This window comes from Vreelandella andesensis, from assembly GCF_003989795.1.
GTDB classification, from domain to species: Bacteria; Pseudomonadota; Gammaproteobacteria; order Pseudomonadales; family Halomonadaceae; genus Vreelandella; species Vreelandella andesensis.
Genome location: NZ_RZHG01000028.1, coordinates 165,544 through 191,350 on the forward strand (window position 1 = coordinate 165,544; position 25,807 = coordinate 191,350).

General features: G+C 51.2%; 23 protein-coding genes. 16 read left to right on the forward strand and 7 right to left on the reverse strand.

The features are described from left to right. Position 1: 1 nt before the first annotated feature. The 3 genes from serC to ELY33_RS15685 form a co-directional block, all read right to left on the reverse strand. Entirely contained in the window at positions 2–1,105 is a 1,104-nt protein-coding gene (gene serC, locus ELY33_RS15675) for a 3-phosphoserine/phosphohydroxythreonine transaminase (RefSeq protein WP_126948838.1), read from the reverse strand. Further along, positions 1,089–3,818 (reverse strand): DNA gyrase subunit A, encoded by a 2,730-nt coding sequence (gene gyrA / locus ELY33_RS15680; protein ID WP_126948839.1) that lies wholly within the window; start codon positions 3,816–3,818, stop codon positions 1,089–1,091. Before gyrA ends, serC begins: the two co-directional genes overlap by 17 nt. A gap of 156 nt (positions 3,819–3,974) precedes the next feature. Continuing rightward, positions 3,975–4,409 carry an acyl-CoA thioesterase gene (locus tag ELY33_RS15685; RefSeq protein ID WP_126948840.1) on the reverse strand — a complete coding sequence of 145 codons (435 nt, stop codon included), beginning with the start codon at positions 4,407–4,409 and terminating at the stop codon, positions 3,975–3,977. Between the two features lie 156 nt (positions 4,410–4,565). On the opposite strand from ELY33_RS15685, the gene ELY33_RS15690 reads away from it, so the two are divergent. From ELY33_RS15690 to nth, 11 genes are all read left to right on the forward strand, one after another. Further along, positions 4,566–5,504: a recombination-associated protein RdgC gene (locus ELY33_RS15690; protein ID WP_126948841.1), complete on the forward strand. Its 939-nt coding sequence runs from the start codon at positions 4,566–4,568 to the stop codon at positions 5,502–5,504. Positions 5,505–5,560: 56 nt separating this feature from the next. Next, positions 5,561–6,742, forward strand: coding sequence for a 1-acyl-sn-glycerol-3-phosphate acyltransferase (locus ELY33_RS15695; protein ID WP_126948842.1), 1,182 nt, complete (start codon positions 5,561–5,563; stop codon positions 6,740–6,742). A 233-nt stretch (positions 6,743–6,975) separates the two neighbouring features. Beyond that, positions 6,976–7,257: a hypothetical protein gene (locus ELY33_RS15700; protein ID WP_126948843.1), complete on the forward strand. Its 282-nt coding sequence runs from the start codon at positions 6,976–6,978 to the stop codon at positions 7,255–7,257. Positions 7,258–7,358: 101 nt separating this feature from the next. Beyond that, positions 7,359–9,395, forward strand: a complete 2,037-nt coding sequence (gene metG, locus ELY33_RS15705; protein WP_126948844.1) for a methionine--tRNA ligase — start codon at positions 7,359–7,361, stop codon at positions 9,393–9,395. 107 nt (positions 9,396–9,502) lie between these two features. Continuing rightward, a complete protein-coding gene (rsxA, locus tag ELY33_RS15710; protein ID WP_126948845.1) occupies positions 9,503–10,084 on the forward strand; it encodes an electron transport complex subunit RsxA in 582 nt (193 codons plus the stop codon). A 5-nt stretch (positions 10,085–10,089) separates the two neighbouring features. Next, positions 10,090–10,692: an electron transport complex subunit RsxB gene (rsxB, locus tag ELY33_RS15715; protein WP_126948846.1), complete on the forward strand. Its 603-nt coding sequence runs from the start codon at positions 10,090–10,092 to the stop codon at positions 10,690–10,692. Beyond that, complete coding sequence (rsxC, locus tag ELY33_RS15720; RefSeq protein ID WP_126948847.1) at positions 10,679–12,373, forward strand: electron transport complex subunit RsxC; 1,695 nt, start codon at positions 10,679–10,681, stop codon at positions 12,371–12,373. The genes rsxB and rsxC overlap by 14 nt, the downstream gene beginning before the upstream one ends. Beyond that, complete coding sequence (locus ELY33_RS15725; protein ID WP_126948848.1) at positions 12,370–13,449, forward strand: RnfABCDGE type electron transport complex subunit D; 1,080 nt, start codon at positions 12,370–12,372, stop codon at positions 13,447–13,449. Before rsxC ends, ELY33_RS15725 begins: the two co-directional genes overlap by 4 nt. Then, positions 13,446–14,093, forward strand: a complete 648-nt coding sequence (gene rsxG, locus ELY33_RS15730) for an electron transport complex subunit RsxG (protein ID WP_126948849.1) — start codon at positions 13,446–13,448, stop codon at positions 14,091–14,093. The genes ELY33_RS15725 and rsxG overlap by 4 nt, the downstream gene beginning before the upstream one ends. Then, positions 14,090–14,791, forward strand: a complete 702-nt coding sequence (locus tag ELY33_RS15735) for an electron transport complex subunit E (protein WP_126948850.1) — start codon at positions 14,090–14,092, stop codon at positions 14,789–14,791. The genes rsxG and ELY33_RS15735 overlap by 4 nt, the downstream gene beginning before the upstream one ends. Positions 14,792–14,806: 15 nt before the next feature. Next, positions 14,807–15,445: an endonuclease III gene (gene nth, locus ELY33_RS15740; RefSeq protein ID WP_126948851.1), complete on the forward strand. Its 639-nt coding sequence runs from the start codon at positions 14,807–14,809 to the stop codon at positions 15,443–15,445. A gap of 79 nt (positions 15,446–15,524) precedes the next feature. Here the strand turns inward: nth and ELY33_RS15745 are convergent, their stop codons facing one another. After that, the gene (locus ELY33_RS15745; RefSeq protein WP_126948852.1) at positions 15,525–16,583 is read right to left on the reverse strand and encodes a tRNA-queuosine alpha-mannosyltransferase domain-containing protein; all 1,059 of its coding nucleotides are present in this window, start codon (positions 16,581–16,583) and stop codon (positions 15,525–15,527) included. Positions 16,584–16,748: 165 nt separating this feature from the next. Between ELY33_RS15745 and ELY33_RS15750 the strand changes: the two genes are divergently transcribed. From ELY33_RS15750 to ELY33_RS15765, 4 genes are read left to right on the forward strand one after another with little or no spacing between them, the layout of a single operon-like run. Continuing rightward, a complete protein-coding gene (locus ELY33_RS15750; RefSeq protein WP_126948853.1) occupies positions 16,749–17,123 on the forward strand; it encodes a response regulator transcription factor in 375 nt (124 codons plus the stop codon). Next, complete coding sequence (locus ELY33_RS15755) at positions 17,120–19,180, forward strand: 3'-5' exonuclease (RefSeq protein ID WP_126948854.1); 2,061 nt, start codon at positions 17,120–17,122, stop codon at positions 19,178–19,180. The genes ELY33_RS15750 and ELY33_RS15755 overlap by 4 nt, the downstream gene beginning before the upstream one ends. Further along, positions 19,177–19,380 (forward strand): hypothetical protein, encoded by a 204-nt coding sequence (locus tag ELY33_RS15760; RefSeq protein ID WP_126948855.1) that lies wholly within the window; start codon positions 19,177–19,179, stop codon positions 19,378–19,380. The genes ELY33_RS15755 and ELY33_RS15760 overlap by 4 nt, the downstream gene beginning before the upstream one ends. 2 nt (positions 19,381–19,382) lie before the next feature. Next, positions 19,383–22,151, forward strand: a complete 2,769-nt coding sequence (locus ELY33_RS15765) for a sensor histidine kinase (RefSeq protein ID WP_126948902.1) — start codon at positions 19,383–19,385, stop codon at positions 22,149–22,151. 3 nt (positions 22,152–22,154) lie between these two features. Here ELY33_RS15765 and ELY33_RS15770 read toward each other — a convergent pair whose 3' ends face one another. The 3 genes from ELY33_RS15770 to ELY33_RS15780 are packed head-to-tail and all read right to left on the reverse strand — an operon-like array spanning position 22,155 to position 24,918. Further along, positions 22,155–23,282, reverse strand: coding sequence for a DUF294 nucleotidyltransferase-like domain-containing protein (locus tag ELY33_RS15770; RefSeq protein ID WP_126948856.1), 1,128 nt, complete (start codon positions 23,280–23,282; stop codon positions 22,155–22,157). A gap of 35 nt (positions 23,283–23,317) precedes the next feature. Next, on the reverse strand, positions 23,318–23,644 hold the full coding sequence (locus tag ELY33_RS15775) for an HlyU family transcriptional regulator (protein WP_126948857.1): 327 nt from the start codon (positions 23,642–23,644) through the stop codon (positions 23,318–23,320). A gap of 53 nt (positions 23,645–23,697) precedes the next feature. Further along, complete coding sequence (locus tag ELY33_RS15780; protein WP_126948858.1) at positions 23,698–24,918, reverse strand: argininosuccinate synthase; 1,221 nt, start codon at positions 24,916–24,918, stop codon at positions 23,698–23,700. Between the two features lie 207 nt (positions 24,919–25,125). On the opposite strand from ELY33_RS15780, the gene rnt reads away from it, so the two are divergent. Then, complete coding sequence (gene rnt, locus ELY33_RS15785) at positions 25,126–25,794, forward strand: ribonuclease T (RefSeq protein WP_126948859.1); 669 nt, start codon at positions 25,126–25,128, stop codon at positions 25,792–25,794. Positions 25,795–25,807 lie beyond the last annotated feature (13 nt).

A 25,807-nucleotide genomic window follows, 5' to 3' on the forward strand; every position in this document is an offset into this window, starting at 1 on the left:
GTTAGCCTCTTCGTTGTTCAAAGTCCGCCATAAAGGCGGTTAACTCATCAACAGCCTCTTCAGGCACCGCGTTATATAAACTGGCACGCATGCCGCCAACACTGCGATGCCCCTTCAGATTAAGCAGCCCCGCCTCGTCAGCTTCTTGCAAGAACACACTGTCTAAGCTGGCATCGGCCAGCACAAACGGAACATTCATGCGAGAACGATTACGACTGGCAATCGGGTTAGAATAAAAATCGCTGGCATCGATAGCGGCGTAAAGCTTCTGCGATTTGCGATGGTTAATAACATCCATCGCCTCTAACCCACCGATATCGTCTTTTAACCACTGGAAAACGAGGCCTGCCAAGTACCATGCAAACGTTGGCGGCGTGTTTACCATAGAACTGGCGTCTGCAAGCAGTTGATAGTCAAATAAAGACGGGATAGAGCTAGGCGCTTTGCCAACTAAATCATCACGAACAGCAACCAGCGTTAGGCCAGCTGGACCGATGTTCTTTTGAGCACCCGCATAAATCACTCCAAACTGCGTCACATCGATAGGGCCAGATAAAATATTTGATGACATATCACAAACCAGCGGTACATCTTTGCCATCCGCACGCTGAACCCTTGGCGTGTAGTCGAATTCTAAGCCACCGATGGTTTCGTTCGAGGTGTAGTGCAAGTAGGCAGCATCGGTGCTAATCGACAGTGCATCTTCCTTGGGAACCGCCGTATGGCCGTTGGCCTCGCTACTCGCTGCCACGTGACAGTTGAAACCCAACCGCCGAACTTCACTGATCGCTTTTTTGCCCCAAATGCCCGTTTGGATAAAATTAGCGCTCCCCCCTTGCCCCAGCAAGTTCATCGGCAGCATAGCGAACTGCATGCTGGCACCGCCCTGCAAGAAAAGCACTTTGTAGTTACTGGGAATACCCAGTAAATATCGCAGGTCAGCTTCTGCACGGTCCGCAATAGCGACAAATTCGTCGCTACGGTGGCTCATCTCCATGACAGATAAACCGCGCCCTTGATAATCCAGTAGTTCATTTTGCGCACGCTCAAGCACGGCGACAGGCAGGGCCGCTGGCCCTGCACAAAAGTTATAATGACGTGTCATTGGTTCCCGGTTCCTGTTCGCCATCGTCAATGTTGCCTAGCTCGCCAGTCTCATCTAAATCTGGCTCAACTGCATCAGACTCAAATGCGTCGATTTCGGCAGGCTCGTCCACGCGGACAGTTTTAACTAATTTTTCTTCTTTACCCAGGCGAATCAGCATTACCCCCTGAGTATTACGCGAGGTCGTTGACACTTCTTCAACCCGAGTCCGAACCAACGTGCCACGGTCGGTAATCAGCATCATTTCGTCGCTGTCGTAGATCTGCATTGCTGCAACCAACGCGCCGTTACGTTCGCTGGTTTGCATAGCGATAACACCTTGGCCACCACGACCGCGCAACGGGAATTCTTCCAGGCGCGTGCGCTTACCAAAGCCATTCTCACTCGCCGTGAGAATATAGATCTGGCCTTCTGCTTGAGCATTCTCGACCGAGACAACCTGCGTATCAGCGTTTGCATCGGCGTCATCTTCAGCGTCAATTTGCTGGCTCTTCGGAATGATCAAGCTGATGACTTCCGCGTTACCCGCTAGACGCATACCGCGAACACCCCGGGCAGTACGACCCATAGCGCGCACGTTCCCTTCTTCAAAACGGATCGCCTTACCGTTAGAGGAAAGCAACATGGCATGATCAGAGCCGGACGTAATAGCAGCACCTACTAAACGGTCGCCCTCTTCCAAATCAATGGCAATCAAGCCAACACTACGCGGACGGGAGAACTGCTCAAGACTGGTGCGCTTAACGGTGCCTTTCGCGGTTGCGAAGAAAATGTAGTGTTCAGGGTCGTAGTCACGTACCGGCAGAATAGCGTTAACGGCCTCGCCTTCTTCAAGCGGCAGCATATTGACTAGCGGCTTACCTCGCGAACCCCGACTAGCATTCGGCATTTCGTACACTTTCAGCCAATACACCTTGCCACGGTTAGAGAATAGCAGCACGGTGTCATGGGTAGAGGCCACCAGCAGGTGCTCAATAACGTCTTCATCCTTCATTGCGGTAGCTGACTTACCGCGTCCACCACGGCGCTGGGCTTGATAATCAGACAACGGCTGTGTCTTGGCATAGCCTGAGCGGGAAACGGTGACCACCATGTCTTCTTCTGCGATCAAATCTTCAATCGACAAATCAAGGTGGCTAGCCTGAATTTCCGTGCGGCGATCGTCGCCATACTGCTCACGCACGGCATGCAACTCTTCCCGAATCACCTCCATTAAGCGATCCGGAGAGGCCAAGATGATGGTGAATTCCGCTATTTTCTCAAGAATAGACAGGTATTCTTCTAACAGCTTTTCAGTTTCAAGCCCCGTTAAGCGGTGCAGACGGAGTTCGAGAATTGCCTGGGTCTGCGCGGGTGACAGACGATATTCCGTCGCTGCCGTGTTTAGACCAAACCCTTCCTCCAGTTCTTCTGGCTTGCAAGAGGTTGCACCGGCGCGTTCCAGCATGGCGGTAACTTGGCCAGGCTTCCACGTTTTGGCCAACAGCTTTTCGCGGGCTTCCGCAGCATTGGGGGATGCTTTAATTAGCTCAATAACTTCATCAATATTGGAGATAGCAACTGCCAAACCTTCCAATAAGTGACCGCGCTCACGGGCTTTTTTCAATTCAAACAGGGTGCGGCGTGTAACAACTTCGCGACGATGGCGAATAAACGCCTCAAGCATCTCTTTTATGTTGAGCGTGCGAGGCTGTCCGTTTTCAAGCGCCACCATGTTAATACCAAACACATTCTGCAACTGTGTTTGCGCAAACAAGTTGTTGACGACGACATCACCCGACTCGCCTCGCTTAATCTCGATCACCACGCGAAGGCCATCTTTATCCGACTCATCGCGAAGCTCAGCAATACCTTCGATTTTCTTCTCTTTTACCAGCTCAGCGATTTTCTCGATCAATCGCGCTTTGTTCACCTGGTAAGGCAACTCAGTGATAATAATGTGATCTCGACCACTCTTATCATCATGCTCAATGGTGTGACAGGCACGCACATAGATACGCCCACGCCCCGTGCGGTAAGCGTCTAAAATTCCCGCACGACCATTGATAATGCCACCCGTGGGGAAATCCGGCCCAGGAATGTGCTGCATCAGATCATCAACAGTGAGCGTATAATCATCAATTAACGCAAGACAACCATCAATTATTTCCCGCATGTTATGGGGCGGGATATTAGTAGCCATGCCAACCGCAATCCCTGATGACCCATTGATTAGCAGGTTAGGAACTTTGGTTGGCAGCACGGCGGGTATGCGTTCAGTACCGTCGTAGTTATCGACCCAATCGACGGTGTCTTTTTCCAGGTCAGCGAGTAGCTCGTGGGCGAGGCGCGCCATGCGCACCTCGGTGTAACGCATAGCGGCCGCGTTATCACCGTCAATGGAACCAAAGTTCCCCTGACCATCCACCAGTACGTGGCGCATGGAAAAGTGCTGGGCCATACGAACGATTGTGTCATAGACCGCACTATCACCGTGCGGATGGTATTTACCGATGACATCGCCGACGACGCGCGCCGACTTCTTGTACGGTTTATTCCAATCGTTGCTCAACTCATGCATGGCAAAAAGCACACGCCGGTGAACAGGCTTGAGGCCGTCACGCACATCGGGAAGAGCGCGACCGATAATGACACTCATCGCGTAGTCGAGGTACGACTGTTTAAGCTCGTCTTCAATATTGACGGGCAAGATTTCTCTGGCGATGTCACCCATGAAAGTCAGATCCTTTGCACTGCATTGGCACTGCGAGAGTTAAAAGCGCTTAAGTAAAGAGCCGCACTTGATACCACAACAAGGCGGCGCGCAGAGTCATCACCATCATACCACTGCATAAGCACCATGGGCAGTCAGTGGTACCGGCATTGCGATTTACCCTAAAAAGGCATCTTTATCGATCACAAGCCCCTCAAGCACTTCTCGCACCTCTCCTTCAATAGAAGCGGCCTTATTGGCCTTCATATCTAGCAGCACAAAGGTCAAATCTGCCTGGGCAACCAGGGTGCCGTCTTGACGCACGATGCGATGGTGGCAAATTGCACTGCGTTCTCCCACATCGACAATACCGGTCATAATCTGCAAATCATCGTTTTGAACGGCAGCCGCTCGATAATCAATATTCAGATTAACCACGACAAACGCTCGACCTGCCTGATGAAGCTGATTTATCAAACGCGGATGATCATCAAAAAAAGCCCAACGCCCCTCTTCCATGAATTCAAGATAGCGCGCGTTATTTACGTGGCCGTAGCCATCTAACTGGTAGCCGCGCACTCGCAGCGCCACACTGGATATTGCTGTAGACATAACCACTCCTTTTCTAAAATCTGTTAAGCATTAACAATCTCGCTCAAATCAAACACAAGTTTTAAACCAGTGCAACAACAAGGCAATCCCTTAAGGCGCTGGTAGGAAAGGCTTGGTTTCGCCATAATGTTCCACCTTTTTAATAGGATTGGTGACATGTGGTTCAAGCACCTGCATTTATACCGCCTTCACGGCGCCCCTGAGCTAGATAGCGAAACGCTGGAGAATGCACTCGACGAGCATGCAGCCAAGCCGCTAGGTAATGCGGATGCGCGCCGTTTAGGGTGGACAGCCCCGGCAGGTCGTATGGGCAGTGGTCAGCGGCTGCATGAAATACAGGGCCATAGGTTATTGTCCGCCCTACGCCAAGAACGCTTGCTTCCTGCGTCTGTGGTTAAAGAGGAAGTCGATGAAAAAGTCGCTGATATCGAAGCCAGTGAAGGGCGAAAAGTAACTCGCAAAGAAAAAACTGCATTAAAAGAGCAAGTCACTGAGGAACTAATGCCCCGTGCCTTTGTTCGCAGTCAAAAAATCGATTTATGGTGGGATACTGGTCGTCAGCTAATCGGCGTCAACGCCAGCTCCCGCACACGTGCAGAAGATGTGCTGGATCTGCTACGCGAGACACTAGGTAGCCTGAAAGTGACGCCACTCACATCGCAAACACTGCCCATCCGAGCGATGACCCAGTGGCTGGGCGAAGCGGATAGCCGCCCAGCTGATCTTCAGTTAGGGGATCAGGTTGAGTTAAAAGCGAAAGGTGATGACGGCGTACTGCGTGCTCGACAGGTTGATCTGGACAGTGACGAAATCCAGCAACTGCTTGAAAGCGGACGTCAAGCCAGCAAGCTCGCGATAAGCCTGGAAGGTCGTTTAAGCTTTGTGCTACACGATGATCTGGCGCTGAAGTCATTGCGTTTTGGCGATGCATTAATTGAAGAAGCTGATCACGCAGATGATGGCGACGATGCGCTTGTTCGCTTAGAAACTGATTTTATTTTGATGGCGCAGGCACTGTCAGACGATATTCCCCGCCTGATTGAGTGGCTTGGTGGTGAAGTTCAGCGCGATGCTGCTTCTCAGCCAGACGTATAATTTCACCGTTAGCCTAGACCTATACTGTTTATTTCTGCCTATACCCAACGGATCGCATGACTCATCACAACAACTTACTTAACGCAGACACCGCTAATGACCCCTGGGCTGATATTCGCCCCTACATGGATCATGAAGTAGCCAATGTTCTCGAGCGCCTGTCGCATGATAGCGAGCTTTTAAACGCATTGACTCGCTTCAGGCTGCCGCGCATGGCCAAGTGGGCACCTCCCGTTGCTCGCGCTCTGGCAGGTCATGCCATCCGTCGTGAAGTAAAGGGTGTTACATCAGTGCACGGCTTCCAGATGCGAATTGCCAGCTACATGGAACGCATGATTCGCACTACCACGGATGCCTTCGAGGTTTCTGGGCTTGACAAGCTCGATAACGATAGCGCCTACCTCTTTATAGGCAATCATCGTGACATCTCGCTTGATCCTGCCTTCGTAAACTATGCCCTATATCTGGCTGGCCGCGACACAGTGCGTATTGCGATCGGTGACAATTTGCTCAAAAAGCCCTACGTCACGGACCTGATGCGCTTAAACAAAAGCTTTATTGTTCCGCGCAGCGCACGGGGCAAGCGTGCCATGTTGGCGGCGTACCAACAGCTATCGGCCTATATTCGTCACTCGATCACGGTTGACCAACACTCTATTTGGATGGCGCAGCGAGAAGGCCGTGCTAAAAATGGCATTGATCGAACCGAGCCCGCTATCATCAAGATGCTGACCATGGCCAGACGCAACGCCGAGAGAGATATGGTGTTTGGCGAGGCCATTGCTGAGTTAAAACTGGTGCCGGTATCGATTAGCTATGAATATGATCCTTGTGATTTACAAAAAGCACAGGAACTTCACGATATCGCTACCGAGGGCAGCTACACGAAAAGCGAATTTGAAGATATTCGCTCCATTGTGTCAGGCATTACTGGCCCTAAGGGTCGGGTTCAATTGCGATTTGGTAGCCCGGTAGGTGCTGACATGGCGACACCTGACGAAGTAGCAGCGGAAATTGATCGCCAAGTAATCGGTGGCTATCGCCTATACCCCAGCCACTACTTAGCATTGGAAGCACTTGGCGAATCACCAGAACTTATTGCCCGCAAAACGATAACGCGTCAGGACAGGGATCGTTTTAACGCTCGGCTGGCCAGCATACCTGAAGCGTTGCGGCCTTATTGGTTGGCGCAGTACGCCAACCCTGTCAAACATAAGGCAGGGCGCCTCAGCCTATAGCGCTTGCTAGTACTGGAAGAAAAAGAACTAGACGAGTGAGTACGGAAAGAATGAGTCCGTAAAGAATGAGTAAGGAAAGAGTGAGCAAGGTAAGAGAGCATGCTGAAAAACATAAATAAGCGCTGGCCAATGCCTTTTTGAACCCATGCTCAGCTGCAAAAAAAGTGCTATGGTCAAGGCATTCATTGGTCTCGCTTGAACATTCCTCAAGCGTGGTCTTAAGGAGAACTCTAATGTCCGCAACAGAAATTCAAAAAACGCGCATTATCAATGAACTGCGCGACTTTATCCGTAAGCTGCTTCAAGATCCAAAAATCTTAGAACAATCCCTGGCGATTGCGCGGCAGCAGTTAATCGAAGGCAATAACCAAGCAGTGATGGCCAAAATTGCTAACGAAATCTCCGATACGACAAGCGTCCATATTCCCGAAGACCCCGCTGAACATTCTGAAGCCGATAAACTTTTTCTGAAGCTTCTGCGTGAGGTCGTTCAGGAAGAACAGGGACTCTACTAGCAGAGATAAGTTGCTGTAAGTAGCATGTTGACGTTACCGGCGAAGCCCATCTCTACTTCGCCGTCTTTATTTGCACTGCCTAACCGGAATTATCATTCACCATGTCAAATACTGCCCCGCGCAACATTTTGGTGACAAGCGCGCTTCCCTATGCCAACGGTGCCATCCACCTAGGCCACCTTCTTGAATACATCCAAACCGACATTTGGGTGCGTTTTCAAAAAAGCCGTGGACAGCAGTGCTACTACGTATGCGCAGATGACGCCCATGGCACCGCTATCATGCTGCGGGCTGAGCAGGAAGGCATTACGCCGGAAGCACTAATCGAGCGCGTTTCTCAGGATCATCAGGAAGATTTCGCTCGTTTTGGCGTGGGATTTGATAACTATCATTCCACCCATTCAGAGGAAAACCGTTACTTCAGCGAACTGATTTACACCCGCTTGCGTGACAAAGGACATATTGCTACCCGCGATATTGAACAAATGTTTGATCCGCAGAAAGGCTTGTTCCTAGCCGATCGTTTTATTAAAGGAACCTGCCCCAAATGTGGTGCCGATGATCAATATGGCGATAACTGTGAGAAATGCGGCGCCACTTACACGCCTGCCGATTTAATCAATCCTGTTTCTGCTATTTCTGGTGCAACACCGGAAGTACGCACTTCAACGCATTACTTTTTCAAACTGCCAGACTTTGCTGAATTTCTTCAGCAATGGATTGATGACGATCATGTCCAGCCACAAATTCGTAACAAACTGATGGAGTGGTTCGAGTCGGGCTTTAATGAGTGGGATATCTCCCGCGATGCGCCCTACTTCGGCTTTGAGATTCCTGATGCACCAGGCAAATACTTCTATGTCTGGCTAGATGCGCCTATCGGCTACTTAGCTAGTTTTAAAAACTTGTGTGACCGAGAAGGTATCGACTTCGATACTTTTTGGAAGAAGGATTCAAAAGCAGAGGTCTACCACTTCATTGGCAAGGATATTGTCTATTTTCATGCCCTGTTTTGGCCTGCCATGTTGCATGGTGCAGACATTCGCACGCCTACTGCGGTCAACTGCCACGGGTTCTTAACCGTAGACGGTGCCAAGATGTCTAAATCGCGTGGCACGTTCATCAAAGCTGCCACTTACGCTGAGTACTTAAATCCTGAGTACTTACGCTATTACTTTGCCGCTAAATTAACCTCCAAAGTAGACGATTTAGACCTTAATCTGGACGACTTTTCTGCGCGGGTTAATTCTGATCTGGTAGGTAAGGTTGTCAATATTGCTAGCCGTTGCGCGGGCTTTGTGAAAAAACTGGGTGGCGGTACGTTGGCGGAACACTGCGCAGAACCAAAAATGGTCGCCCGTTTTATCTCTGCTGGCGACGATATTGCTGACGATTTTGAGGCGCGTGAATTTAGCCGTGCCATGCGCAAAATTATGGAATTGGCCGACGAAGCCAATACGTACATTGCCGACAAGGCTCCTTGGGCACTGGCCAAGCAAGATGACCATGATGCTGAGGTACTGGAAATTTGCTCAGTAGGCATCAACTTGTTCCGCCAGCTGATGGTCTATCTTGCCCCCGTAGTGCCAACAATGGCCGAACAGGCACGCGAATTCCTGAATATTGGTTCATTAGACTGGAGTAGCCGCCGCAACGTATTGGTCAATCATCCAATTAACAAGTTCAAACCACTGATGACAAGGGTTGAACGGGATAAGATTGACGCTATGATTGAGGCTTCCAAGGAGGATTTAGTGGAAGAGGAGAAGCTAAAAAACACCCCAAAAGGACCATTAGCAGATGAGCCGATTGCGGCAGAAATCAGCTTTGACGATTTCGCCAAAGTTGATTTACGCATTGCCCGTATTGCCAAAGCGCAGTATGTGGAAGGTGCTGACAAGCTGCTTCAGCTTACGCTGGACTTAGGGGGTGAAACACGCAATGTCTTTTCAGGCATTCGCTCTGCTTACTCACCAGAAGCTCTTGAGGGTCGTTTGACGATTATGGTGGCTAATTTGGCTCCTCGCAAAATGCGCTTCGGTTTGTCAGAAGGCATGGTACTAGCTTCGGCTAATAAAGAAGGCATTTACCTGCTCTCCCCAGATGCGGGCGCGGAACCAGGACAACGTGTCACGTAATTTAGAAGGCATGAAGGAGGGCAGAGTCTGGCTCTGCCCTTCCCGGCGCTTAAGGTTCAACGAACACTCTAGCCAGATCCCCCTTTTTCAGCGCACAATACGCCGCTATGAATGAACTCTTTCTAATTTTGATCAGTACTGCGCTGGTCAACAATTTCGTGTTGGTACAGTTTTTAGGGCTTTGCCCGTTTATGGGGGTTTCGAACAAGCTGGAATCCGCCATGGGAATGTCGTTAGCGACGACGTTCGTGCTGACACTGGCGTCGGCCGCTAGTTATGTGGTCTATCATGGCTTGCTTGTGCCTTTGGATGTTACCTATCTTCGTACCATTAGCTTTATTGTTGTCATTGCCGCCGTGGTGCAATTTACCGAAATAATGGTGCGCCAACTCAGCCCCCTATTACATCAGGTGCTGGGGATTTTTTTACCGCTGATTACGACTAACTGCGCGGTACTGGGTGTGGCACTTTTATCACTTAACCGCGAGCTTAGTTTCTTTCATACCATTCTTTATGGTCTTGGCGCTGCGCTGGGGTTTTCAATGATTTTAGTGCTGTTCGCAGCCATGCGTGAGCGATTGGCCAATGCTGATATACCGACCCCCTTTAGAGGTGCCGCCATTGCGATGGTCACCGCGAGTCTTATGTCACTGGCCTTTCTTGGTTTTTCAGGTTTAGCGCAGGGGTAACCGCCATGGGGGATGCATTTTCTTGGTGGGGCATTCTTAGTGCAGTGAGTGTGTTGACCGGAATTGGAATAACGTTTGGCGCATTGCTTGGCATGGCCAGTGTGCGTTTTAAAGGTGAAGACAATCCACTGGTAGAACAAATCGACGCGCTATTACCACAAACTCAATGTGGCCAGTGCGGCTACCCGGGCTGTCGACCCTATGCCGAAGCAATCAACCAGGGCGATGCTTTGAATAAGTGCCCGCCCGGCGGCGAAGCAACTATTCACGCATTAGCAGACTTATTAGGCCGAGAAGCGGAACCGCTGGATGGCGAAGCAGCCACCGAAGATACCGTTGCGTTTATCCGTGAAGCCGAGTGCATCGGCTGCACTAAGTGCATTCAAGCGTGCCCAGTGGATGCCATTATTGGCGCGGCGAAGCAAATGCATACGGTAATAGAGGACGAGTGCACAGGTTGCGATTTGTGTGTTGCGCCCTGCCCCGTCGACTGTATTGATATGCTGCCCAGAGGCAAACCACTCAGCCAGTGGCAGCCTGTTGTTAATATAGCGCCCTTAATCGCCAGCGATCGCCAGCCAACCAGGAGCCAACATGCCGGCCTATGAATTTCCGGGGGGCATCACTTTGCTCGAACGAAAAGATCGCTCCAACCAATCGCCGCTTCGAAACGCGCCTTTGCCTGCGCAGGTAACGCTTCCACTCAAACAGCATACGGGCAATCCCGCCATCCCCTGTGTTGCTACCGATGATGCGGTTCAAGTAGGTAGCCTGATTGCTAAGCGAGACGGCATGGTATCGGCAAATCTGCATGCCAGTATTAGTGGGACGGTGACCCAGGTTAGTGATAGTGCAATTACTATCGACGCCGATGGTCTAGATAGGTGGCAAGCGCTACCGCCGCTTGACTGGCGAACTGAGAACCATGCAGTACTTATTGATAGATTGGACAGCTGCGGACTCGTAGGCCTCGGTGGCGCCGGTTTTCCTTCTTATATCAAAGCACAGATTGCCGACCATCACCGCATTGATACGCTAGTGGTCAATGCTGCAGAATGCGAGCCTTATATCACAGCAGACGACTTGGCTCTCCGCCATTATCCAACCGACATAATGGAGGGAGCGCAGATAGTTGCTAGGCTTTGCGGCGCCCAACAGATTGTGGTGGGCATTGAAGATAATAAGCCTGATGCGATCCGCGCATTAAAAGTTGCGCTCTCTGACTTTGAACAGATTAACGATCATCCAACTAGCGATCAGCACCGAGTAAACATAACGCTAAAAGTCATCGAAACCCGCTATCCAAGCGGTGGTGAACGCCAGTTTATCAAAAAATTGCTCAACCTCGATGTTCCCAGTGGCGGCCTTCCCGCGGATATCGGTGTCCTTTGCCACAACCCGGGCACACTGCTGGCAGCGCTGCGCGCAGTGCGTGATGGTAAACCGTTGGTTGAGCGAATCGTCACCCTAACGGGAGACGCTATCAGCGCACCGGGTAACTACTGGGTACGCCTTGGCACGTCTATTGAAACGCTGCTGCTGCAGGCTGGTTTAGAAAACCAACAGCTTTACCACGTCATTGTAGGTGGCCCGATGATGGGCGTACCACTCTCGACCCTTGACACGCCGGTAATGAAAACGACGAACTGCTTGATCGCAGCTACCCGTGAAGAGCTTCCGCCGGCCCCCGCTGAGTCTTCCTGCATCCGCTGCGGTGCCTGTGAAAGCGTATGTCCTGTCCAGCTCCTTCCGCAACAACTGCATTGGTATGCCCGCGCGGAAAGCGACGATACCCTGGAAAAGTTGCATTTATTTGATTGTATTGAGTGCGGCGCCTGCAGCTTTGTCTGCCCCAGTTATATTCCCTTGGTGCAGGATTATCGTTCAGCAAAGCAGCGCATTCGCGTAAAGCGCATTGAAACCGCCAAAGCCGATCACGCCAAACACCGGTTTGAGTTTCGTCAAGCGCGGTTAGCACGCGAGGATGCAGAGAAGCAAGCACGTCGTCAGGCAAGAAGGGGACAAATCCGTCAGCCTTCAGACAGCTCAAAGGCAAGCGACAGTGCCGCTTTGCAAGTTGACTTGCGCAGTTTGCGGATTGCGCAAACTGCCGCGAAAGCGGCGGTAAGAAAAGCTGAAAAAACGCTGGCAAGGGCTGCCGCGCAAGACCCCAACCAGCGCCATGATGATTTAGAGACCCAACTGGCCACCGCCCAAGAAAACCTTAAGGCAGCTGATACTCGGCTGACTGAGGCTCGCGCCACAATGGCACAACAGGAATCGCCATGAGTATGATGCACGCCTCTCAACTAACGGCTAAATCGACAAATGCTAAGTCGCTAACTGCCAAGACATTTAATGCAACGCCACCTACCGCTCAACTGATGCGATGGGTAATCATCGCCACCTTACCGGGGCTTGCCGTAATGACGTTTTATTTCGGCATTGGTGTTATCAGTAATGTGCTACTAGCGGGACTGTTTGCACTCGGCGCAGAAGCGCTGGCTTTGAAACTCCGCCAACGCTCGTTACGGCCTGCGCTTTCTGATTCAAGCGCGTTACTAACAGGCGTACTCTTAGGCGCGTCGCTACCACCTGCTAGCCCCTGGTGGCTCATTGGAATAGGTATTCTGGCGGCCGTTGTTGTCGCTAAACACCTATATGGCGGCCTAGGTCAGAACCCTTTCAACCCGGCTATGGTGGGGTATGCACTGTTACTGGTGTCGTTTCCCACCTACATGACGTTATGGTCGCCTCCGCAGTCATTTATCCCCGAAAACCTATGGGCCCAGATTGGCGGTACCTTGCCGGCTTCCATGCTAGATGCGCTGAGTGGTGCTACACCGCTAGATGCCTTTAAACACAAAGGCGAAGCAGTGCTGGCCAGAGAATTTTGGGCTACTCAACCACTACCCGAAGGCGCTTTGAGCGCTTGGCGCAACGTAGCGCTGGCCTGGTTAGCAGGCGGGCTTCTATTGATTGCTAAACGGATTATCAGTTGGCATATTCCTGTTTCAATGCTGGTCAGTATGGCTTTACTCGCAACGCTTTTTTATGCCAGCAGCCCAAGTCACTTCGCTTCACCGTTTTTCCACTTAACCACGGGGGCTGCGATATTCGGGGCATTTTTCATTGCCACCGATCCTGTCTCGGCAGCGACTAGCCGCCGAGGAAAACTCTTTTTCGGCGCGGGAATTGGTGCGTTGGTAATGATTATCCGCACGTTTGGCGGCTACCCAGACGCGGTTGCATTTGTCGTTTTATTGATGAACTTATGCGTACCACTATTAGATATCTATACCGTGCCACGCCCAACGGGTCAGCCTAAAGCACAGCAGCAAACAGAGCAGGTAGACAGATCATGACTCCCCGCCAAGCCATGCTGCGCGGCGCTTTCGCCTTAGGGGTGTTCTCACTGGTCACTGCAGGTAGCGTTGCGTTGACTCGGGCGGTGACTGCCGAGCGTATCGCTGATCATCAGCTAGCCTATCAACACCGCCAACTACAGCAGGTATTACCAGCAACGTTGAGAGACATCGCTGTTCAAACGGTTTTAGACGGTGTGTTCGAACTACCCAATCCAGAACAATTGGGCCATCGCGAACCTCAACACGGGTGGTATGTTCAACGCGATCATCAGCATGCCGTCATTCTGCCGGTTGTCACTCGTCAAGGATATAATGGTGAGATTCGGCTACTGGTGGGGATCGATCAGCAGCGGCGTATCACTGGTGTTCGCGTTACCCAACACCAAGAAACCCCTGGGCTTGGCGATGATATCGAGCGCCAACGAAGTGACTGGATAACTGAGTTTAATGGATTAAGTCTAAACAGCTTGCCGCCTGCTGGATGGGCAGTGCGTAAAGATGGCGGCCACTTTGACGCCTTTACGGGCGCCACCATTACGCCACGTGCAGTCGTCAATGCTGTTCACCTTGCACTGAATTATGTCGCCAGCACTGCCGTCGAAAACGAACTTACTATCACCTTCGAAGAGGCCACCCCATGAGCCAGTGGCGAGAACTAGCCCGAGAAGGCCTTTGGTCGAATAACCCTGCTCTCGTTCAACTACTGGGGCTATGCCCGTTACTAGCGGTGAGTGGTAGCGTCGTCAATGCTCTCGGGCTAGCATTCGCTACCCTGCTCGTCATGGTGGGCGCCAGCACCACCATTTCGTTGATTCGCCATCAGGTTCCCAGCACTGTCAGGCTGCCCGCTTTTGTGATGGTGATTGCCGCCTTTGTTACCTGCGCCGAGCTTTTAATGGCGGCGTTTGCCTATTCGCTTTACCAAGTCTTGGGAATTTTCATTCCCTTGATTGTCACTAATTGCGCTATTTTGGGGCGTGCAGATGCCTTCGCTTCACGCCAACCCGTCGTACCTGCCGCCATCGACGGTTTTATGATGGGCCTGGGGTTTGGAGCCGTATTGGTACTGTTAGGAGCATTACGCGAACTGCTTGGCCAAGGCACGCTGTTTAGCGATATGGCGCTGCTATTTGGGCCTGTCGCCGCAAACTGGCAACTCACGGTTATAGATGATTATCAGTTTTTGTTTTTTGTGCTGCCACCTGGGGCTTTTTTTGTTGCGGGGCTATTGATTGCTTTAAAAAATGTAATTGATCAACGGCGGTCCGCTCGCGCGCAACCTGCACAAGCAATGCCCAGAACAGAACGCCGAGTACGCGTTACTGGCACTATCAAATAACCAAGAGAGCGTCCGATGAATGCCCACAAGCGACATGAAATTTTTGCTCGCCTACAGGCGGAGAATCCGCATCCCACGACTGAGCTAAACTGGAGCACGCCCTTTGAACTTCTGGCCGCCGTGCTGCTGTCTGCTCAAGCAACGGATGTTGGCGTCAACAAGGCCACTGATAAACTTTTCCCTATCGCCAACACGCCCCAAGGGATCATTGACCTGGGTATCGATGGGCTAAAGCATTACATCAAAACCATTGGGCTATTTAATATCAAGGCCGAAAACCTGATGAAAACTTGCCACTTGCTGATCAATCAACATGGTGGCGAGGTGCCTGAAACACGCAAAGCGCTAGAAGCCTTGCCCGGGGTTGGGCGAAAAACCACCAATGTGATTCTCAACACTGCGTTTGGCCAGCCCACCATTGCCGTGGATACGCATATTTTTCGAGTCTCTAACCGCACAGGTATCGCTAAGGGTAAAGATGTCGTTGAGGTTGAGCAGAAACTACTCCGCCATGTTCCTAATGCATTTAAACAGGATGCTCACCACTGGCTAATTCTTCATGGGCGCTATACCTGCATTGCGCGCAAACCACGCTGCGGCAGCTGCATTATTGAAGACTTATGCGACTATAAAGACAAAACTGAACTTGCCTAAGCCTGCTGATCATCAATGTGAAAAGGTAGTACATTGGCCAACTCGGCGGTTGGATCCACTTACTCGAGCCTGACGTCGGTCAATGCCCCATCAAAAGCGCACGATAAGCGCGACGCCATTCAGGCCACTGCCACTGCTGAGTATTCAACAGTACTGGTTGACTATTGGGGTCAGTTAGCCAGGCATGCAGCCGTTGATATAGCCCCTCTTGCGTGCCATCAAAGCGGTAGTTACTGGGGTATAACTCAGGGAAACACAGCCTGTCTGGTACTAGCGGGATCGCTCCGCGCTGGGCGGCTTCCATAATAGCTAATCCCTGGAACTCATGCCACGTGGTGGAAACCACAATGCCACCGCCATTCAATAATGCCTGATATGCCCGTTCAGGCTGAGGGCCCCAACAAATCGTTTGCGCCGCCAAACGTTCTTCAGCCTCATCAAAAATGGCCGGCACATCGCGAAAGCGCTGTCCAAGTACCGCCAGTTCAAAAGGAATCTCCTGCTCGCTCAGCTTAAACAACACCGCAAAGAAATCCTCGGGATTTTTATCGTACTCCCAGCGATGATTCCAAATGATCCGCCGTGGGTGTGCGTTAGTCTGGGGAGTATCAATTAGCGGCATTATTGGCACTGGCAATACTTTCGCCCGCTGGCGTAAGCGTTCCAACGGTTTGGCGGCCGGGAGATTTTCAGGCATTTTTTTTAAGAACCGCCGTGCACCATCGAAAAATGAGTCCCAGTTGTAGGCGGTATTAAACACTAACGTATCTGCTGCAAGCGCCGCGTACAAATTGACTACTTTAGCCTCATTTCGTGGCATTTTCTGTTGAGATTCAGGGTAGGCAAACTGATTTTCATGAAAGTAAACGATTTTTCTAGCACGCCCTAGATGGGGAAATAAGCCAATGAGCGTGGCAACATCTACCATCGAAGTGGCTAGCACAACGTCGTAGGATTCACTGAGTGTTTCATACTCTTTTAACCACCAACTCAATGGATTACCGCGAATACGCCACGAAAAATGACGTGGCGGTAAACTCAGCAGCGTCCAAGATACATCATCAATTTCGGCCATCAGGCTTTGTGCCCAATAGCGATGACTAACAGCCTCATAAGCAGACAACAATAAAACGCGCATAGACACCCTAATTAAAGGCCCATTAAGCCTGAATTCAACTAAACAAAAGCGGTCGGTTGTAGATAACACTTTACGGGCATTCGGCCAAGGTCGTCTTGGCCTAACCTGTCGCGCTACATACACTCTAATCAAACACCTAACAACGACACCTTTGGGGAGGGCATCATGGCCAAAGTACTCGTGGTCGACGACGAGCCCAACATTGTACTGTCTCTGGAATTTTTAATGGAGCAGGCAGGCTTTCAAGTTGTTACTGCCTACGATGGCGAAGCCGCGCTCGAACGCATCAGCGATTCAGCCCCGGACCTACTGCTACTCGATATCAGCCTGCCGGGAATCAGCGGATTTGATGTACTCGAGCACCTTCGTCGTTCAGAAGCAACGGCCCAACTGCCGGTTATTATGCTGACCGCACATGGGCGAGACATCGAACGCGAGAAAGGCTTGGCGCTAGGGGCGGATGACTACATCACCAAACCTTTTTCGACCCAGTCGTTAATTGAAAAAGTTAAATCACTGCTCAATGGTAACTCGCAATGACCCGTAACGGGCTCCCTAAACGTCAGCGGCTCATTGGCCTATGGCTGCTGCTAAGTGGTGTCAGCTTGTTCGGGGGCGCTATTTTTGCAGCGTGGCTGGATGCTCAGCTTTCGCCCACAGGTCCTACCCGTGTAGCACTTTGGCTGGGCAGTTTTTCCGGCGGCGCGACAATATTTTTAGTTGGCCTGCTGCTAGAACGCATGCTGTTTACCCCCTTGCGCCATTTACAGGTTCAGCTTGCCAGATTAGTGGCCAACCCAGATGCCCGTGATGAACATCCGCCTGAAGGCTGGCTGAAAGGGCTTGGTCCTGACCTAAGAAAGGTGCGTGAAAGCTGGCGTATTGATCGTAACCAATTGGCTACCGCGCATGCGGATGGCGCTCGTAGCGCCGCAAAAATTCGCCGCGAACTAGAGACACTGCTGCAAGTACTCGAAACCCCCTTATTACTATGCGACCACCACCGCCGTCTGATGCTGTTCAACCAGGCCGCAGAAGATTTCTTTGTTGACAATACGGCGCTGGGCCTGGGCAAACGCCTAGAAGCGCTGCTGCCCGTTGCTAGCTTGCAACAAGCACTTAGCCAACTGCCGACGGATGGTTCGCCTAGAGAACTACTTGCCCCCTGCGATAACCGCTGGCTAAAGATTGTGCTACGCCGAGTTCCAGGCAGCGATGGTGAAACACTACTCACGTTTAGCGATGCAACCGCGTCCTGGTCAAATGAGATGGGTGTTAGAGCGGAACTCGCCACCAAACTCCCCCTGTTACGCCAACATACGGCAAGCCTGACCAGTGCGGCAGATGCACTGATACAGCTGCGCCATAACGGCGCGGAAAACCCTGCGTTACGTCAGCGGTTCGAGCAAGTGATTCAGGAAGAAGGTGCCACTCTAGGTAATAATGTTGGACAAATCGGACAGCTACTGGACGATTTGCAACATCAAGGTGAGCGCTTGACACCTATGTGGTCAAATGATTTCTGGCAAGCCTTGGACGAACGCCTAGACCCAGCCCATCGACTAATCACCCCTATCGGCATGCCCGCTTGGTTTAAAGGCGATGCACCGGCATTGATTGTACTGTTTGATTCCTTAGTCAAGCATCTTAATTCCCACCTTCCGGTCAGCCATTTTGAAGGTGAAATATGCCTTGGCAACAAGCGTGTCTATTTGGATTTAATTTGGCAAGGCAGCCCTTTACCTGAGCATGAGCTGGCGAAATGGCGGCGCCAGCCCCTGCCGTCGCTACCGCTTAATCCGCTGGTATCTGATGTACTGCGCCAGCATGCAAGCGATATTTGGAGTCTCGCGGATGATGGTGGCCTTTATGCGCGCCTTCGCCTGCCGCTGCCAGCGATGGAGCGCGTTGGTGCACCTAGAGAAACAGCGCCACCTCGTCCAGAGTTCCATGATTTCGGTATTGCTGACCTGCCGCCGCCAGATGAAGCATTGGCTAACCGCGCATTACGTAGCCTAGAAGTGGTTGCGTTTGACACTGAAACTACTGGCCTGGAGCTTCGCCGTGGAGATACGGTGATTAGCCTAGGAGCTTGCCGGGTAGTCAATGCACGCTTGTTGGCCAGCGAAGTTTTTGATCAAAAAGTAGATCCGAAACGTCCAATCCCCCTTAACAGTACAGCGATACACGGATTGACAGATGCTGACGTGGTTGGCGCTCCCCCCCTCGATATTGTCCTAGCGCGCTTTCGAGACTACGTCGGTGAGGCTGTTCTGTTAGCTCATAATGCTGCGTTTGATATGCTTGCCATTACCAACAAAGGCGTCGTGTTTGACCTGCCTGTCATCGATACCCTATTGATTTCAAGAGCTTTAGACGAAGCATTAGATGGGCATGATCTAGACTCGCTGGCAAAACGCTATGATCTAGCTTTTCCACCGGGTACTCGCCACACGGCGCTTGGAGATGCTCGTGTAACGGCTGAGTTATGGCTAGCGCTGCTACCCCGGCTTGAGGCACGTGGGGTGGACACGTTAGAGCAGTTGTTGGCGCTGCAGGCCAATGCGTTTGATCGCCAAGATGCGAGCGCCCCATGAAATCCACAAGCTCACGCAAACTAGAGCGCTTGGTTGCCCTATTCGCTATGGCAATACTCCTGTTCAGCCCCCCGCTGATTATCATGGTTGACCGGCTCCCCTCTTTAAGCGTGAGCTGGCTGCCGCTCTATCTCTTTATTGCTTGGGGCACGGTGATAGGCCTCACCGCATGGCTGATGGAACTACGTTCGGGACGCTGATCATGCGTACAGATGCACTTATTCTAGGGACTGCATTTGGCTATTTAGCGCTGCTATTTGTTGTAGCCGCATGGGGGGACCGTCGAGCCGAGCAAGGTCGATCGCTAATTGGCTCACCCACGGTATATGCACTATCGATTGCCGTGTACTGCACTGCGTGGACGTTTTATGGCAGCGTAGGGCGTGCAGCAGAACATGGCCCCAGTTTTCTGCTTATCTATCTTGGGCCAACGCTTGCGATGCTCTTAGCCCCTGTCGTTATTCGCAAAATGGTACGCATCGCGTCCCGCCAGCGCATTACCTCTATTGCTGACTTCATTAGCGCTCGCTATGGCAAAAGCACCAGCTTAGGCGCACTCGTTGCACTAATGGCGCTTATTTGTATAACCCCTTACATTGCGTTGCAGTTAAAAGCGATCACCGTTAGCCATGCGGTACTGGTGAACTATCCCAACACCGCTGATACCACGCTGGTTGATGAGCGTTTCTGGTTGGATAAATCGCTTTGGGTCGCCTTAGTACTCGCCGTATTTATTATTCTTTTCGGCACTCGCCATCTTGATGCGAGTGAGCGACATGAGGGAATGGTCGCGGCTATTGCCTTGGAGTCACTGGTAAAGCTAGTAGCATTCATGGCCGTCGGTGTTTTTGTGGTGTTTGTCTTGTATGAAGGCCCTGGTGCGCTATTTGCAAGTGTCGCTGGGATGCCAGAAGTGGCTGAAAAAATGGGGCTGGACAGTGTCCCAGGCGGTTCCACAGGCTGGGTCGGAATGCTGATACTGGCTTTTTTGGCCTTTTTAACCTTACCTCGCCAGTTCCAGGTCCTGGTTGTAGAGAACGTTGATGAGCAGCATTTAGCCAGGGCAAGCTGGCTATTTCCGCTTTATATGCTGCTTATCAATCTGTTTGTTATTCCCATCGCTGCTGCTGGCCTTTTGTTAGGTGCTGGCGCGGGAGATTCCGATAGTTTTGTGCTAACACTACCCTTATCTGCAGGGCTTGAAGGGTTACCCTTGCTCGTATTTATCGGCGGTCTTTCAGCCGCTACGGGTATGGTTATTGTTGAAACGATTGCGCTTTCTACCATGGTGAGTAACCAGCTTGTCATGCCCCTATTACTCAGAACACAACGCCTTCACCTGAGCACCTCCGGCGAGCTGGCAGGTTGGCTGCTGGGCATTCGTCGCATTGCCATTGTGTTAATTCTGCTGCTTGGCTATCTATATCACGCGCTGATTGGCGACTCTTATAGCCTTGTTACCATAGGGCTTGTCTCTTTTGCGGGGGTCGCACAATTTGCCCCGGCCTTATTGATTGGTCTTTATTGGCGCGGTGCAACTCGCCAAGGAGCCACCGCTGGCCTAATCGCAGGTTTTTTAGTCTGGTGCTATACGTTACTGCTGCCAGGCTTTGCCCAATCCGGTTGGTTAGATGCATCATTTCTTACCCAGGGGCCATGGGGCATTTCATGGCTAATGCCTTACCGCTTGTTTGGCCTTGAAAATTGGGATATTTATTCCCACGCACTGCTATGGAGCATGTTGGCAAATGTTGGCTTACTGATTGGCGTGTCACTTTTTACCCGCCCGACGCCACTCGAACAAACCCAAGCCGCCCTTTTCACTGAAGCCTTACACCCTAACTTGCAAACGACTTCTCTATGGAAGGGACAGACAACCCAAGGTGCCTTAAAAGAATTACTTATTCGCTACCTTGGCAATCAGGTCACACAGCGCGTGTTTAACCAGAGCCTTAGCAAAGGCGACTACCGCTCTGACGAACCGGCAACAGCCGATTTAATTACCCGTTCAGAGCAGGCACTAGCGGGCTCACTCGGCAGTGCATCAGCGCGGGTACTGATCAATTCGGTGGTGCGCGGCGAAGCACTGGATCTTGAATCAATTCTAAGTATTTTAGACACCACGTCTCAAACCCTGGAATACAACCGCCGGCTAGAACAAAAATCCCAAGAGCTATTAGCGGTAAGTAACGAGCTGCGCAGTGCCAATGAGCAGTTGCGTGAGCTTGACCGTTTGAAAGATGAGTTTGTCGCCATGGTCAGCCATGAGCTGCGAACCCCCCTTACATCGATACGTGCCTTTGCCGAAATATTACGCGATAGCGATCAACTACCTGATGAAAAACGTCAACATTTTTTAGGTGTTATTGTCCATGAGAGTCAGCGTCTTTCGCGTTTAATAGAAGAAATTCTTGATCTCGCGCGCTTGGAGAGCGGGCGCCTAACGCTTCATCCTGTCCCTCTTGACTTAGCTGCTCTAGCGAGACAAAGCATTGATGCGGTTGCCCGGCTGCATGAAGATCGAGGCATTATCCTCGATATTAGCTTAGAGGCTGACCCCGCCATAGTGATCGGTGACCAGGACCGATTAGAACAAGTCATTATTAATCTGCTGGATAACGCCAGTAAATTTGCAGACCGGCAGCAGCCTCAAGTGAGACTGGCACTTTATCGGCACCGCCAACACTTTCGTTTAAGCGTCGAAGATAACGGTCCTGGTATTAGCGCTGACGAACGTGAGCGTGTGTTTGAGAAATTTCATCAAATACAGCAAAGTGGCGAGACACCCCGCGGACGCCCGAAAGGTAGCGGTCTAGGCTTACCTATCAGTCGAGGCATTATCGCCCACCTGGGTGGAAGGCTTTGGGTAGAAGACGCTAAAACTCTGGGTGGCGCATGTTTAACCCTAGAACTGCCAGCAGCGCCAAGCGAGTCAATTCCGGGGGGCTCCACGCATATAACAGAGGAATAGCCGTTATAGACGCTTCACTTGGTTAACAAATGCTTTGATCTGCTGTAAATCAAATTTCAGTAGCAGTCGCTCATCATCGCGAAGACGTTGCAGATCCACCCATCCGTCGGCTGTTTGCCCATAGGATTTGTTATGACGCTGCTGTTCAAGAAGTAAGGCCTGCAAACGATTAAAAGCAGCCAACAGTAATTCAGACTGTTCTTTCGTTAACGCACTCGTGAAATGGACAAGTGCCGCAAGCCGCTCACGCGTGCCTATCTCACTTCGCTGGTGGCGCACGCACAACAAGCGGGCAGCGCTAATCAACGGCATCAATGCTTGGTGCTTAAGGTTAACCGCTTGGTCGTAGGGAGCCGCTAATGCAGGATGCGAAGCAATGCGATTAAATCGGTCAAGCGCCACCGGTAACTCGCCCAGCAAGGTCGCCATTTCATTCATAAATAAAGGCGCGCTAGAAAGTGTTGAGCGCACCCGATGCCCTAACGTCTGTGCAAGCTCAGCGTTCCCTGCCACAGGATAAAAATCGAGCCAGATATTGGTTTGCTGCACCCGCTTAACCTGGCGATCAGCACTCCAGATTTCAAATTGTTGCTGCCATTCGCTCAGACGCTTACGCCACATTGGCCAACGCGCCATGACATGGCCACGGCAAAGCGGAATACCAGCTTCATCTAAACGTTGCGTGAAACGTTCGCCTAACGCCTGGAAATACCCATCAATTTCAACGTGTCGAGCATCTGGGTAGTCGTCAATAATAAGAGCGTTGTCCTGATCAGGACCCAGTAAGCTTTCAAAGCGAGCCGCCGAGCCAAGCGCAAGAACACAGTAATCGACTGGCGGTTTCCCCCACCCTTGTGCCTGCATCTCGTCTAACGCCATGGCAATCGATTGGCGATAAAGCCAAGCGTTATGTTCACTGATGAGTTCGCTAATACGCCAAGCAGGCAAGTCAAAACGCACCAACACCTCAACAAAAGAGAGCTGGGCGGCATAGGCGTCAGTTAAAGACGGTGAAAAAAGGCCTGCATTTGAGTGAAAATCACGTAATGGTGCGGTTAGCGTTGCTGTATCTAACGAGCCATCATGACTAACCAAAGAACGCCAAGGTGAAGCACGGTATACGATTCGCATACGCTGCTCCTCAACTAAACGTAATAGAAAGCTTGCTAGGTTTGGCTAGCGTTGCGAGGATCAGGAATAAACATATCCTCTCCCACTTCATCTATAAAGCGCTGCGCTTTAGCAACCATCATCGCATCGCAAGCGTCACGACCCGGCAGCATGTCAGAACGCTCAAAGCGATGCTCGTGAGTAACGCCCTCGCCATCTAACTTACTGATCCAACCGCTAACCCGAAATTGCCCACTTTGGTTATCAGGCTGAGAGACGATTAAATACTCTTTATATTCAACAGGCTCAGACGCTTTGGTGCTTCCTTCGGAGTCTCCCGCACTCGCGCCACCCATCAGGCCAGAAAATAGTTTTTTAAACATTCGGGCTCTCCCGCGATAAACGCGGCCAGAAACTACCTGGCCGCTTAGCATGCTTAGCTCTGTTTACGACCTTTACCGGCGGCGATCCGAAGACGCAATGCATTCAGCTTAATAAAGCCCTCTGCATCTTTTTGATCGTACGCGCCCGCATCATCTTCAAACGTTGCAATAGACTCATCAAACAATGACTGCTCGGACTTACGTCCTACAACCGTTGCATTGCCTTTATAGAGCTTCATGCGGACAACGCCTGCTACGTTTTTCTGTGTTTCGTCGATCGCCGCTTGCAACATACGGCGCTCAGGGCTCCACCAATAACCGTTGTAGATCACCTCTGCATATTTTGGCATCAGTTGGTCTTTTAAGTGTGCTTCTTCACGGTCAAGGGTCAGCGACTCAATAGCGCGGTGAGCGCGGAGCATGATGGTGCCACCGGGCGTTTCATAACAGCCGCGAGACTTCATACCGACATAGCGGTTTTCAACGATATCCAGGCGGCCAATACCGTTATCGCCCCCCACCTTGTTCAGCTTTTCGAGCACTTCATGAGGCTTAAGCGCTTCACCATCGATGGCCACAATATCGCCATTCTCAAAGGTTAACTCTATATAAGTCGGCTGCTCCGGCGCGGCTTCAGGCGAAACACTCCAACGCCACATGTCTTCTTCTGCTTCGGCCCAGGGGTCTTCCAGAATGCCGCCTTCATAAGAAATATGCAGCAGGTTGGCATCCATGGAATACGGTGATTTTTTCTTTTTATTAGAAAAATCAACGGGGATTTTGTGCTCTTCACAGTAGGCCATCAACTTCTCACGAGAAGTGAGATCCCACAAACGCCAAGGAGCGATAACTTTCACGCCAGGTTTCAGTGCATAGCCACCTAGCTCAAAACGAACCTGATCGTTACCTTTACCCGTTGCTCCGTGAGAAATGGCATCAGCACCCGTCTCATTGGCAATTTCAATTAAGCGCTTGGCAATCAAGGGGCGAGCGATAGAGGTACCAAGTAGGTATTCACCTTCATAAATGGTATTGGCTCGAAACATGGGGAATACGTAATCGCGGACGAATTCTTCGCGAAGGTCCTCGATATAAATCTCTTTAACACCCAGTGCTTGAGCTTTAGCGCGTGCGGGCTCGACTTCCTCACCTTGACCGATGTCGGCTGTAAAGGTCACTACCTCGCAGTTGTAGGTCTCTTGCAACCACTTAACGATAACGGATGTGTCCAGGCCGCCTGAATACGCAAGCACAACCTTTTTGACATCGGACATTCTTTGCTCCTTGTTTATGAAAAGTAGTTCAACAACTGCACTGCGCTGAGCACAGTGCAATAATATAAACACTGAGTATAGCGCTCTCAATGCTCAGCGAATACCGTCAACGACGCCTAAGGGATAAAGCTGTTAGAATCACAGCCAACATAGAAGTAACTTTAACCGCTTATTTTACTAATAACTCGCTTTACTAAGGAGAGCTGCATGAGCGAGGCATTTGCCCGCGAATTGATGGCCCAACGTTTTCGCAGTTATCTGCCGGTTGTCATTGATTTAGAAACGGGTGGGTTTAACCCCCAAAGTGACGCAGTGCTTGAAATTGCTGCGGTGACACTCACCATGGACCCTGACGGTAACTTATTACCCGACGCCACTTATGCGTATCACATTCAGCCGTTTGAAGGCGCAAACGTTGAACAGTCTGCCCTTGATTTCACAGGTATAAATCTTGATGACCCGCTACGCCGTCAAGTGGCGCTTAGCGAATCTGAAGCGCTAGGTGAAATTTTTCGTCCGATCCGAAAATCAATCAAGGCCCATGGCTGCTCACGAGCAATTCTTGTTGGTCACAATTCTGCTTTTGACCACGGCTTCCTTAATGCGGCGGCGAATCGTTGTAGCGTAAAACGCAACCCATTTCACCCTTTTTCCAGCTTTGATACTGCCACCTTAGCAGGGTTTGTGTACGGCCAAACAGTGCTTGCCCGTGCATGCCGAGCGGCCGGTATTGAGTTTGATAACAAATCTGCCCACTCAGCTCGCTATGATACCGAACGCACGGCAGAACTCTTTTGTGCGATGGTCAACCGCTATAAAGATTTGGGTGGATGGCGGTTAGCGCAGCAAGAGCAAGAACTGGACGAAGGCGAGTAATAAGCCGCCAAGA

What these genes read in the sequence shown, in the direction of transcription:
- serC (WP_126948838.1), bottom strand. Translation starts at nt 1,105, where the DNA reads ATGACACGTCATTATAACTTTTGTGCAGGGCCAGCGGCCCTGCCTGTC.
- gyrA (WP_126948839.1), bottom strand. Translation starts at nt 3,818, where the DNA reads ATGGGTGACATCGCCAGAGAAATCTTGCCCGTCAATATTGAAGACGAG.
- ELY33_RS15685 (WP_126948840.1), bottom strand. Translation starts at nt 4,409, where the DNA reads ATGTCTACAGCAATATCCAGTGTGGCGCTGCGAGTGCGCGGCTACCAG.
- ELY33_RS15690 (WP_126948841.1), top strand. Translation starts at nt 4,566, where the DNA reads ATGTGGTTCAAGCACCTGCATTTATACCGCCTTCACGGCGCCCCTGAG.
- ELY33_RS15695 (WP_126948842.1), top strand. Translation starts at nt 5,561, where the DNA reads ATGACTCATCACAACAACTTACTTAACGCAGACACCGCTAATGACCCC.
- ELY33_RS15700 (WP_126948843.1), top strand. Translation starts at nt 6,976, where the DNA reads ATGTCCGCAACAGAAATTCAAAAAACGCGCATTATCAATGAACTGCGC.
- metG (WP_126948844.1), top strand. Translation starts at nt 7,359, where the DNA reads ATGTCAAATACTGCCCCGCGCAACATTTTGGTGACAAGCGCGCTTCCC.
- rsxA (WP_126948845.1), top strand. Translation starts at nt 9,503, where the DNA reads ATGAATGAACTCTTTCTAATTTTGATCAGTACTGCGCTGGTCAACAAT.
- rsxB (WP_126948846.1), top strand. Translation starts at nt 10,090, where the DNA reads ATGGGGGATGCATTTTCTTGGTGGGGCATTCTTAGTGCAGTGAGTGTG.
- rsxC (WP_126948847.1), top strand. Translation starts at nt 10,679, where the DNA reads ATGCCGGCCTATGAATTTCCGGGGGGCATCACTTTGCTCGAACGAAAA.
- ELY33_RS15725 (WP_126948848.1), top strand. Translation starts at nt 12,370, where the DNA reads ATGAGTATGATGCACGCCTCTCAACTAACGGCTAAATCGACAAATGCT.
- rsxG (WP_126948849.1), top strand. Translation starts at nt 13,446, where the DNA reads ATGACTCCCCGCCAAGCCATGCTGCGCGGCGCTTTCGCCTTAGGGGTG.
- ELY33_RS15735 (WP_126948850.1), top strand. Translation starts at nt 14,090, where the DNA reads ATGAGCCAGTGGCGAGAACTAGCCCGAGAAGGCCTTTGGTCGAATAAC.
- nth (WP_126948851.1), top strand. Translation starts at nt 14,807, where the DNA reads ATGAATGCCCACAAGCGACATGAAATTTTTGCTCGCCTACAGGCGGAG.
- ELY33_RS15745 (WP_126948852.1), bottom strand. Translation starts at nt 16,583, where the DNA reads ATGCGCGTTTTATTGTTGTCTGCTTATGAGGCTGTTAGTCATCGCTAT.
- ELY33_RS15750 (WP_126948853.1), top strand. Translation starts at nt 16,749, where the DNA reads ATGGCCAAAGTACTCGTGGTCGACGACGAGCCCAACATTGTACTGTCT.
- ELY33_RS15755 (WP_126948854.1), top strand. Translation starts at nt 17,120, where the DNA reads ATGACCCGTAACGGGCTCCCTAAACGTCAGCGGCTCATTGGCCTATGG.
- ELY33_RS15760 (WP_126948855.1), top strand. Translation starts at nt 19,177, where the DNA reads ATGAAATCCACAAGCTCACGCAAACTAGAGCGCTTGGTTGCCCTATTC.
- ELY33_RS15765 (WP_126948902.1), top strand. Translation starts at nt 19,383, where the DNA reads ATGCGTACAGATGCACTTATTCTAGGGACTGCATTTGGCTATTTAGCG.
- ELY33_RS15770 (WP_126948856.1), bottom strand. Translation starts at nt 23,282, where the DNA reads ATGCGAATCGTATACCGTGCTTCACCTTGGCGTTCTTTGGTTAGTCAT.
- ELY33_RS15775 (WP_126948857.1), bottom strand. Translation starts at nt 23,644, where the DNA reads ATGTTTAAAAAACTATTTTCTGGCCTGATGGGTGGCGCGAGTGCGGGA.
- ELY33_RS15780 (WP_126948858.1), bottom strand. Translation starts at nt 24,918, where the DNA reads ATGTCCGATGTCAAAAAGGTTGTGCTTGCGTATTCAGGCGGCCTGGAC.
- rnt (WP_126948859.1), top strand. Translation starts at nt 25,126, where the DNA reads ATGAGCGAGGCATTTGCCCGCGAATTGATGGCCCAACGTTTTCGCAGT.